Origin of the sequence: Nostoc sp. (assembly GCF_035638895.1) — a bacterium.
GTDB lineage: Bacteria > Cyanobacteriota > Cyanobacteriia > Cyanobacteriales > Nostocaceae > Nostoc.
Window position 1 is genome coordinate 20,798 of sequence record NZ_DASQZC010000553.1, and the last position, 7,434, is coordinate 28,231.

A 7,434-nucleotide genomic window follows, 5' to 3' on the forward strand; every position below is an offset into this window, starting at 1 on the left:
TATGATAGAACATTACAGTTTTTAGCCAGCTATAAAACAAACAACAGAAAGTGATAATATAATGAACCCTTTTCAACTCAATAAATATAACGATCAAGAACCAAGCGAGAAACAACAAAAAAGATTTCCAGGATGGTTTGCTTTAGATTTTGGTACATCGAATTCCACAGTTACACTTTTCGATCCAATTGAAGTACCGATCGCAGAAATTCTACCCAAAGAACAGGAAATGCGGTTGCGCGATCGCTTATCACAATGGCTGAGTTCTCCCGCCTCAGTGGCTTTACCAGATGTCAGTACTGATGATTGGGAAAAGTTTATTGCAGAAATTAGCAGAAACCTGGAGATAGAACCCAGCCGATTAAGTGAAGTCTTTGAAAGTGACAATAAAGAGCGATTTTTAGAAGCCATTCGCCAAATTGAACTTTCTTTAGGAAACAGCGAGAGATTCCGCCGTGCTGTCAGCAAAAAACTTTACCAAATCTATCATGAGGTATTTCGCGTCCCTACCCTAGAGTCGCAAAATCTGATTCCAGTTGTGTTGGATATCGATCGCCGCGATACGGAAATTCCCAGCGAGTCGGAAATTTCACAGTTAAGTGACTTAAAACTGCGGATGGGTAGGGAAGCAAGAGATAACCGAAAAAAAGCGATCGCTCAAGGTACAAGCGGTTCTTTAAAGGAAATTATCAGCAGGTTTCACCATTCACCCAAACGCTATTTTGGTCAAGATCGTTTGTTTCCAGTTATTTTGGATGGTGAAGAAGAAATAATTACCGCTAACCAACTGATCCAATCTGCTTGGGCGCATTTAATCGAGTTAACTGAAGACTACCGCCAACGCGCCCAACGCAGGTTTTCAGAAGGAGATTTTTTAACAGCAGTTGTCACCTACCCCACTGTCGCCCCACCAGTTGTTCGCAAGGAAGTTAAGGAATTAGTTGAGCAGTTGGGGATAGACGATGTGCAAACTGCTTATGATGAAGCTGTTTCTGTGGCGATATTCTTTTTATGGCGAGAATTTGGTGGTAATCTCAACATTGGCATCGAGTCATTCAAAACTCGTTGTCGCCAAGCAGGAAACAAATGGTCACAAAATGTTCTCGTTTTGGATATTGGCGGGGGAACCACAGACTTAGCTTTAATTGAACTGACTTTAGAAGATAAAACTCCTAGTTTTGCCGATTATGAAGACCGAGGTTTAGGAGGACGTTACTATAAACTCACTCCCAAACTATTAGGTTCATCTGGTCATTTACAGTTAGGTGGTGAGTTAATTACACTGCGAATTTTTAGATTATTAAAAGTTGCGATCGCAGATTTTTTATTGACAGCAGTCACAACAGGTGATACTGAAAGCGAAAAGCTAGAAGATTTAATTAACTCTGAGTTAAACGAGCGCTTCTTAGAACAAGGCAAATTCAAAAGTGGCAGTCTTTTAAAATGTCTAGATAAAGAGAATCCAGAAGGCGATATTGCTTATAAAGATGCCCTAGATACTGCCGAGAAAGTATTGCCTACCCGTTGGCAACAAGCGCCCCAACGCCTGCAATCGTTTTACATTCTTTGGGATCATGCGGAAGCTGCTAAACTTAAACTTGGACAAAAAGCACCAGCAGATAATTCTCTATTAACCTTCACACTTTCTGAACAGCAAATTTCTGAACTGCTCACCCAAAGCGCCGTCAAATTGCAAGTTAACGATCCAAATAACATCTGCATTACCCTAGATAACCAGCAATTTGAACGAGCCGCCGTTTCAGGAATTAAAGAAGCGATCGGTATTGCCAAAGGATTAATGGAAAGTCGCTTGCGTCCCGATGATATCACTAAAGATTCTTGGAATTCCCAAAAAGTTGATTGGTTAATTTTGTCTGGAAAAACTTGTAATTTAGACATAGTGCAACGCCAAATCTACCAAGAATTTAGTAAGTCTCCATATTTTGTGTGGAATCCAGAGCGAATTACCTTTGTGCTGGAATTTACCAAATTAGCCACCTCAGCAGGTGCTTGCTATGCCGAGAAACTGCGAAGATTAAGATTCGATCCAGAAGAGTCTAAAAGCTTACTGCGTAAGGGAGCTAACCAGCTAGAAATTGATGTCAAAAACCTCTTTTATTATTTGCCCTGCAACTTCAAACGCAAAACTCAAAGTAACGATTTATTAACTATATTCAAAGCCGGACAAGAACTTTATCAACTAGCACCTTGGGAAACTGTCGCCAAGGTTCGGACTGCATGGCAAGGAATCCAATTAACTAATATTATTTACCGTCAAGACTACGAGGATGGAGATTTACGACTATGGGGTAGCTTCGACGGCAAAAACCTCATGAATAAACTGGGAATGCAAGAAGCAGAGTTTTTGAAAAAAATTAAAGTCCAGTTTGAGATTGACCAAACCCTTGAATTTAGTGTATTGCTTTGTCAGGGAAATCCGCATTATTTAATTGACATTCCTGGCATTGATTTAGAATCAGTAGTTTCAGAAACTTCGGCGCTATTTGCTGATGGCAAATTGAACTGGAATATTGCTGTGGAACGCTTCAATAAAGATTTAAATGATGGTGATATTGCCGTCAATGTTCTTGAGTCCGCAACTGTTGATCAACCAGATGCCTATCATCTTGTGTTTGAAGTAGGAAATGATGGTAGTAAGTTGTTCCAAAAATTTCACTATCTGCGCGATGGCGTGACGGAACCAGGAATTGGGTTAATTAGTAATCCCTTACCTCCCTTCCCGCAAACAGGCCAACACACCTTTTATGTTTATCAAACAGATGCCGAAACTAACAGCAAAAAATGGATAAGAATTGGCGCACTCAGCAAACCAGATGTAACAACAGATTACCCTTGCCAATATCGTGTAACTCTTGATGATCAAGGCATTTTGCGGATGCACGCCGGTGAAGTCCCTTACTGGACATCAAACAGTCAGAAATGCCTAAAAGAAGAAGGATGCGTTTATCTTGCTGAATTAGAATTGCAGCCCAACGAAGTTGATAAAGAACGCGATCCATTTTGCGGCATACATTAATTGCATTAAACCTTTGCGTTCCTCTGCGCTAACCTCTGCGTTGAAAAAAAATTAATATTTTTAAACGCAAAGAGGCGCGGAGTAAACGCTAAGGGGCGCAGAGGTTTGCCAAGCTTAATTCTCTATAAAAATATTTGGAGGTGAGATTCATGCAGCACTTGCGTCAATTATTAGAGATAGAAAACTCAGAGTTAGCCCGATTACTGCGGTTTAGTTTGTATGGACTAGAGGCGACTTTAAATCAGGCTCGTACAGAATTACCACTAGATCCAGGATCTAAAATATGCGATGAGGTGCTGCAAGAACTTCATAACCTGTTGGAACCTGCACCCCCACAGCAAAATATTGGTTGGGAAGATGCGCCAGATAATTTAAAACTAAGTCATCTGCGGAAAGTTTTTGATTCTGACTCAGAACTTAATTATTATCTGGGTAATTCCCAACTGCAAAGCACAACTGACTCTGATTTGTGGAATGAGATTCAACGCAAACTACTGCGAGTCCCAGAGGATTTAGCTGCAACTTGGCGATCGCGCACCTTAGATTTAGCTCAAGAAGTTGGTGCGATCGCAGATAATTCTAACCTCTATCAACTTCCCTTTATCCGCGACGAAATTATTTACCCCGGCCTTAGTGGCACTGTTCAAACTCAGGGATTGACCTTGTATCAACAGGCACTCTCGACTTCTAAAATTCCCCAAGGTAATGTATCCGATTTACCAGCAGCATTTCTATTTTTATATATGAATTTTATTGAAATAGACCCAGATTTACACCATGCTTTAAAGAGCGTTTTTAGCTTCGATGTCATTTCCCTACACTCCAAAGCAGAACAGCGCGATCAATATATTGATGCTTTAAGCGATCGCTTCCAACGCACCCAAAAAGCAGAGAAAAACACTGATCCCCTGTCAATTCTCCGTGCTTGGATTGACATGGACGAAGCGATACATTCCCTAGTATTTGTACCACCGGCTGAACGCTATTCTTGGTGGGGAAAGCTACAACATGAATCACGGCGCATCCTGAAGAAAGTCGCTGATGAAGCTATTAATGCAGGTAATGAAGTGCGAATTCGCCAATTATCGGGACTTTATGCAGATATCTGTGCTTCATCCAAGGATGACTTACAACTAGACTGTGGTGGTATTCCTGGCGAAGTCTTAACTTGTCTTCGAGTATATGCGCGAATTAATCAGGAAGAATCCCCAGGTCGTGTAATATTTCGCTCATCACGTTAATTGCTGGCGAGTTTTCTAATTCTTGAGATTATGAGGCAAGGCAGAAGATTTTGCCAATCCCCGCCTTGCCTCATAATCTAATGAAGGTAAAAACGTTTAAATTTATAAAATGCCCCAGAAGTGTAAAATCCCTTGACCAGAAAAGACTTCAAGTGCAACGGCAGATAAAAAACCAATCATTGCAAAACGACCATTCCAGTTTTCGCTCTGAGGAGTGAAGCCCCAGCGCAAAGCATTAGGATCTTCTGGAACCGAAGCCGTAGTCTTCTTAACGTCTGCCATAAATAATACTCCGAGCTTTTATGTTGTGACAGTTATTACTGCCTGTAAAGTAATGTAACAGGTTTTTACGAAAATACAACATAAACTTAAAGGAAGATTCAGTTAGTGAGTATATATTACGAATACGTAGTTTTAGATGAACAAGTTTGTGAGCGTCTACGGCAGCAAGCTATGCAGCAACAGGGAATTACAATAATTTCTTATAAAGAAGGGTGGGTAATCCCTACTCGCTAGCAAATTCATATTTATACCATAACTAAATAAGTAATATTAATAGTGCAGTTGAGATACAGCAATGAATATTGACTTACTGGGATATCGTCAGAAAGTAGGCATGGGTCAAGTACAGATTGCTAACACATTGGGCATCTCCCATGATGAAATTTGTTTTTATGAGCAGAAGCCTGAAACAGTTCCAACGGGGCTTTTAGTTAAATAGCTGCAAATATTAGGGGTTGACTTTGGGTACAGCCATGTCAGCACTAACACCACCACTCAAAGGAATTGATCCAGGAACTCCATACACTGAAAAACTTAATTCTAATTAATTAAAGGATTATCATGAGCGATGTTTATTTTGGTGAACGCGAATTTGGATTAAAGCCAAGAACTAAAAATGAAATTGATGCTAATGTTTGGAGTGGTTTGGTTGCTTTAATTGATGACTTGATTGATAAAGATTACTTTGCTCAAGCCTTTCCGCAAAGATGTCCTGATTTCTCTAATTCTATTGAGAAGATATATGAAACCAATCAATTAAGGATGACATCAGCTATTTTGGGTTCATTTCCAACGCTTAAATTTCCTTTAGATGTATTAGATAAACCTGTAACATCAACTATCCTTGAATTCATAGAATTTTGTCATGAACACATGGGAAAACCAGTTAAGTTTGATTATCATGCGTACTATACACACAATGATTTAAGTTTTGATAAACAAAAAGGGCAAAGAGAGTTCCGTAGTCTAGTAAATAGGCTGTTTCAACGGAACGGTATAATCTTTGAGTTACAAGAAAATGGACAAGTTACGCGTTTAGCTCCTCCTATAGTTAGCGATATCTTAAATAATGCTATTTTTCAAACAAACGATAAAGAGTTAGATTCATTGCTAGAAACCGCTAGAGTTAAATATCTTAATCCAAATTTAAAGATACGTTTAGAATCATTAGAAAAGCTATGGGATGCTTGGGAAAGAATAAAAACGCTAGATTATCCATCAGATAAAAAAAAATCTATAGAGATGCGTTTAGATCAAGCATCTAGTGACATAGAGATGCGAAAAGTTATTGACGACGATGGTAAAAAATTAACTGAGATAGGTAACAAATTTATGATAAGGCACACAGAAGTAAAAACAATCCCTATTACTTCAAGTGCATATGTTGATTATTTGTTTCACCGTATGTTTGCTATCATCTATCTATTGTTAGGTAATCAGATTGGCAAAAAGCTAGATTCAACTGTAAAAGAAAAAATTCGAGAAGTTAAGCCTGCTGAAGAAATGCCGTTTTAACACAGTATTGATATTGATGTTTAAAACTTGTATTTTCAGAAATTAACTAAAGTGTTTTGTCCAACCGATTTAGTCTCGGTTGGACTTTCTATTTTTTAATTACACTTTCCTCTTAGAGACTTTCTCCTTAATTTTTTGACAAGTTTCCTCTTGGCTATTTTCTCTTGTTTAAGTTTTTCAATTACCAATAGTCGTATTTTCTTATAATTAAAATTTTTTCTAATAGCGTAACTACCGATAGTACTCATCAAAGAGCTACTACGTCTATCCTTAGATGCTGTTTGAGAAACAACCGACCCTCCTAACGTGCTGGATAACCAAATGTAAAATGGTAATTTAGCCTTTGGAAGTATCCGCCCATATTTTTGGTTCATAATTTTATTTAGTATTTTTTGTTGTTGTATCCCCCTTGAAAGAGTATAAATAACCTTCAGCATAGCTCAAATATTAAAAAAGCCCATACAAAACGAGTTTATAGCCGAGGGACTATCACACTTTAAAATTGCATAAGCTTCTACTACAGATATTTTAACATACCATAAAACAATTATCAAAAAATTTGCTTTATAAGCTTAAAATAATCAAAGGCTTAAAATAGAATTATTTAGCCATTTTTAGATATTATAGTTTTTAATTATGCTCAAAAGTCCTTTAAGATATCCTGGTGGTAAATCAAAAGCAATAAATCAAATAGCTGAATACTTGCCAGAAAACTTTACGGAATTACGAGAACCTTTTGTGGGTGGTGGTTCTGTATTTATTTATTTAAGGCAAAAGTTCCCTCATATCAAAATTTGGATTAACGATTTAAACCGCGAACTATTTTTATTCTGGAAGTTTGCCCAATCTGATATAAATCAGTTAGTGAAAGAAATTCGACATATTAAAGTCAAATATACAGATGGTAAATCACTATTTACAGAATTAACTAGTGTAGATGTCAATAATTTATCTGATTTAGAAAGAGCAGTTCGGTTTTTCGTACTCAATAGAATTACTTTTTCGGGAACTGTAGAATCAGGCGGTTTTTCTGAACAAGCTTTTCATAAAAGATTTACTGATTCTTCAATAGTTCGGCTAGAAAAGTTAGAAAATATTCTATCAAAAAATGTCCAAATTACTAATTTGGATTACAGCCACCTATTAAAATCAGAAGGGGAAGATGTATTTTTATTTTTAGATCCGCCATATTTTAGTGCTACAAAATCAAAACTATATGGTAAAGATGGTGACTTGCACACTTCTTTTGAACATCAGAGATTTGCTGAAATTTTGCAACAATGTCATCATCGCTGGTTAATAACCTATGATGACTCATCGCATATTAGAGAAAATTTTCAATGGGCTAATATTTCAGCA

At 37.7% G+C, this 7,434-nt stretch carries 7 protein-coding genes; 6 read left to right on the top strand and 1 reads right to left on the bottom strand.

Annotated features, from left to right (window positions below; translation table 11 throughout):
- Positions 1-61: 61 nt before the first annotated feature.
- Positions 62-3,037, top strand: coding sequence for a molecular chaperone (locus tag VE944_RS27200; RefSeq protein ID WP_324984612.1), 2,976 nt, complete (start codon positions 62-64; stop codon positions 3,035-3,037).
- A gap of 149 nt (positions 3,038-3,186) precedes the next feature.
- On the top strand, positions 3,187-4,278 hold the full coding sequence (locus tag VE944_RS27205) for a hypothetical protein (RefSeq protein ID WP_324984615.1): 1,092 nt from the start codon (positions 3,187-3,189) through the stop codon (positions 4,276-4,278).
- Positions 4,279-4,380: 102 nt separating this feature from the next.
- On the opposite strand, the gene VE944_RS27210 is transcribed toward VE944_RS27205, so the two are convergent.
- Positions 4,381-4,560 (bottom strand): high light inducible protein, encoded by a 180-nt coding sequence (locus VE944_RS27210; protein ID WP_109008463.1) that lies wholly within the window; start codon positions 4,558-4,560, stop codon positions 4,381-4,383.
- 105 nt (positions 4,561-4,665) lie between these two features.
- Between VE944_RS27210 and VE944_RS27215 the strand changes: the two genes are divergently transcribed.
- The 4 genes from VE944_RS27215 to VE944_RS27230 all read left to right on the top strand — a co-directional run.
- A complete protein-coding gene (locus tag VE944_RS27215) occupies positions 4,666-4,794 on the top strand; it encodes a hypothetical protein (protein WP_324984617.1) in 129 nt (42 codons plus the stop codon).
- A 61-nt stretch (positions 4,795-4,855) separates the two neighbouring features.
- Positions 4,856-4,999: a hypothetical protein gene (locus VE944_RS27220; RefSeq protein ID WP_324984619.1), complete on the top strand. Its 144-nt coding sequence runs from the start codon at positions 4,856-4,858 to the stop codon at positions 4,997-4,999.
- A gap of 122 nt (positions 5,000-5,121) precedes the next feature.
- Complete coding sequence (locus tag VE944_RS27225) at positions 5,122-6,075, top strand: AbiJ-NTD4 domain-containing protein (protein ID WP_324984621.1); 954 nt, start codon at positions 5,122-5,124, stop codon at positions 6,073-6,075.
- A gap of 636 nt (positions 6,076-6,711) precedes the next feature.
- Positions 6,712-7,434 (top strand): DNA adenine methylase (locus tag VE944_RS27230; RefSeq protein ID WP_324984624.1); only part of this gene is annotated, 723 nt, incomplete at its 3' end.